We start from the raw sequence: 3,035 nt of genomic DNA, 5'->3' as shown, positions 1-3,035 counted from the left end.
GTTGTTGGTCCTTCAGCCCAATAATTTCCCGTAATTGGATTTCCCGCTTTGCTGTAAGGACCAATCAATTGATCGGCATAAGCCATTTTGATATTCTTTTGAGCGGGCTCACGGGTCTCGTCTTTTAAAAACATGATAAACTGTTTCCCGTTTTTTACAATAGTGGCATCAATCACATTAAAATCCGGATCGTAAAGCAGTTTGGTTTCCGAATAATTTTTGAAATCTTTGGTTGTAACGTAATACATACGGTGATTGTAACCGCTTTCTTCTGTTGAGGCTGTTTCATTAAACTTACCCGTAATGGTTGTAGCCCAATAAATCATATAGGTCTTGGTGCGGCTATCGTAAGTGATTTCAGGAGCCCAGGTATTTCTCGCACCATCTTCCTTAGCCATTACTGGTAAAAACTGCTGCTCGCTCCAGCTAATCAGGTCCTTCGAACTGGCATAACCGATACCTTTATCTTTCCAGCTTACTGTCCAAACCATGTGAAATAAGCCATCAGCCCCTCGGATAATACAAGGATCTCTCATCAATTTATCTTTGCTTACCGTAGGCGTAAGGAACGATTGATCATTCTTAAGCGCGGTCCATTTGTATGCATCGTTACTATAGGCCAGATGCAACCCGTCTTCCCCATTACCTTTGAAATAGGCGAAGAGATAAACCTCCTTTTTCGACTGTGCCTGAGCATTAAAAAAAGCCGATAGTAAGATTATAGAAAGGTATATGAGTTTTTTCATCATTTTATTTTAATTCGAGTACCACAACTGATTGCGCAGGCAACTCAACTTTAAGCGAATTTCCTGATTTTTTTGCACCAGTAAATTTTGCATTGTGTACTTTATTCGAATCGCTAAACGTATTTACATCGGTAAGTTTGGCTGAGGTTAAAATCTGTCCTGTAACCGAGCTCCATTTTAACCCATCTAAAACGGTGCTTAAGGCAATTTTTTTATTTGGGTCTAAATTCACCAATGAGATATGGATTACACCACTTGCATCCTGAGAAGCAGAAACATTTAAAGCCGGAATTTTTTGATCGCCTACAGTATAATCAGGACTGGTAAAGGCAATCGGTAGATATTTTGCATCCTGATGCACTTTGTACAGATCAAAAACATGATAAGTAGGGGTTAAGATCATTTTATCCTTTTCGGTTAAAATTAAGGCCTGTAAAACATTAATTGTTTGTGCCAGGTTGGCTACTTTAACACGATCGGAGTGATTATTAAAGATATTCAAAGTTGTACCAGCAATTAAAGCATCGCGTAAACTGTTCTGTTGATACAAGAAACCAGGGTTTGTTCCAGGTTCTACATCCGTCCAGATTCCCCATTCGTCAACCACTAAAGCCACTTTCTTTTTTGGATCGTATTTATCCATTATTGCTGAGTGTTTGGTTACCAGTTCTTCCATTTTTAAACAGTTTTTCATGGTCGAAAAGTATTGTGCTTCATCAAATTTGGTAGCCGATCCTTTTTTGCCCCAGTTTCCTGTTGGAATGGTGTAATAATGTAAAGTTAATCCCCACATCTGGTTGCCGATGTTTTTCATGCAGGTTTCTGTCCAGTTGTAATCGTCGGAATTTGCACCGCTGGCAATTCTTTTTAGCGGAGCGCCCGGATAATTACGTGCATAAGTGGCGTACCTGCGGTATAAATCAGAATAATAAGCAGGCGTCATGTTTCCTCCACAACCCCAGCTTTCGTTACCCACACCCCAGAAAGACACTTTCCAGGGTTTTTCTCTACCATTTTGGCTGCGGATGGCCGTCATCGGGCTTACACCATCAAAGTTCAGGTATTCTACCCATTTGGCCATTTCTTCAACGGTTCCGCTGCCTACATTACCTGCAATGTAAGGTTCGCAATCGAGCATCTGACAGAGGTCTAGAAATTCGTGTGTACCAAAACTATTGTCTTCAGTTACGCCGCCCCAGTTGGTGTTTACCATTTTCGGACGTTGATTTCTCGGCCCTATGCCATCTCTCCAATGGTATTCATCGGCAAAACAGCCGCCTGGCCAACGCAGGTTTGGAACTTTTATCTTCTTTAAAGCATCTACAATATCTAAACGGATTCTTCCTTTATTGGGAATAGTCGAGTTTTCATCCACCCAAAAGCCATCATAGATACAGCGGCCCAAATGCTCGGAAAAATGACCGTAAATGTGCTTGCTCACTATCTGATCGCCTGCTGGTTTAATGGTTAACTGGGTTTCGCTTTGTGCATGCACTAAAATAGAACTGCAGAATACAGCCGCAGATAAGATAAGTTTTTTCATCATGATCTCGTTAAATCTATTGGTTAAATGGAATTTTGATAACGTTAAAAGAATAAGGTTTTAAAGTGATGTTGAGCTTTTTGCCTTTTAAATTAATAGTACTTTTTTGTGGGCTAACCGCTTCAGGATTTTCGAAAGAATTGAGTTGATTTAGGTTACTGTTCGCTATTTCCTCGTTGGTGGCCTTACTTTTTAGTTTCATTTTCCCTTCCAGGTCGAAATCAATGTTTTGCGCCTGATCGGAGTTGTTGGCAATTTTAATGATCAGTTCTTTTTTTGCCTGATCGGTTACCGCAGATGCGTAAAGGCCATCCTGGCCGATAATATTCTTTTCATCAAGCGTAACCGAAACTACATCGGTTCCTTTATTCGTAGAAAATTGTTTCTGTACATAATAATCAGGTGTTCCGTACGATTTTAGGTTATCTACCCAGATCATATCGGGTGCCCATTGCCAGGCATCAATATGGGCGAAAAGCGGCGCATAAGAAGCCATCTGTACCACATCGGCATTGCGCTCTAAGCCTGTCATCAATGAAGCTGAAGCTAAAGCACTTTGCCAGTTGTTGCGGTTACTTCCAACTATACTATTGTCTGCGTGGACCGCATATTCGCCAACAAAAACCTTCGATCCGTTTCTTGGGTAGTTATCGTAACGGCCGGCATTTTTCAAAAACCAATCAGCAGGGCGGTAATAGTGTTCATCAATAAAATCGGCATTATTGCTTCTTAGAGTAGTATTCAAT

3 protein-coding genes are annotated in these 3,035 nt (G+C 40.8%); all 3 read right to left on the bottom strand.

From position 1 onward, the window contains the following. The coding region (locus AC1DPQ_RS22920) for a glycoside hydrolase family 43 protein (protein ID WP_477610982.1) at positions 1-746 on the bottom strand (746 nt) is incomplete at its 3' end. A gap of 4 nt (positions 747-750) precedes the next feature. Continuing rightward, positions 751-2,289 carry an alpha-N-arabinofuranosidase gene (locus AC1DPQ_RS22915; protein ID WP_477610981.1) on the bottom strand — a complete coding sequence of 513 codons (1,539 nt, stop codon included), beginning with the start codon at positions 2,287-2,289 and terminating at the stop codon, positions 751-753. Between the two features lie 16 nt (positions 2,290-2,305). Next, on the bottom strand, positions 2,306-3,035 hold a 730-nt coding region (locus AC1DPQ_RS22910), incomplete at its 5' end, for an alpha-L-arabinofuranosidase C-terminal domain-containing protein (protein ID WP_477610980.1).

The sequence above is a fragment of the Pedobacter sp. 01T416_2 genome, from assembly GCF_056398925.1.
This window is presented reverse-complemented; position numbering and strand designations above follow the sequence as displayed.

Excerpts from the sequence above, each read along its gene's own strand:
- AC1DPQ_RS22915 (WP_477610981.1), bottom strand. The coding sequence starts at position 2,289 with ATGAAAAAACTTATCTTATCTGCGGCTGTATTCTGCAGTTCTATTTTA.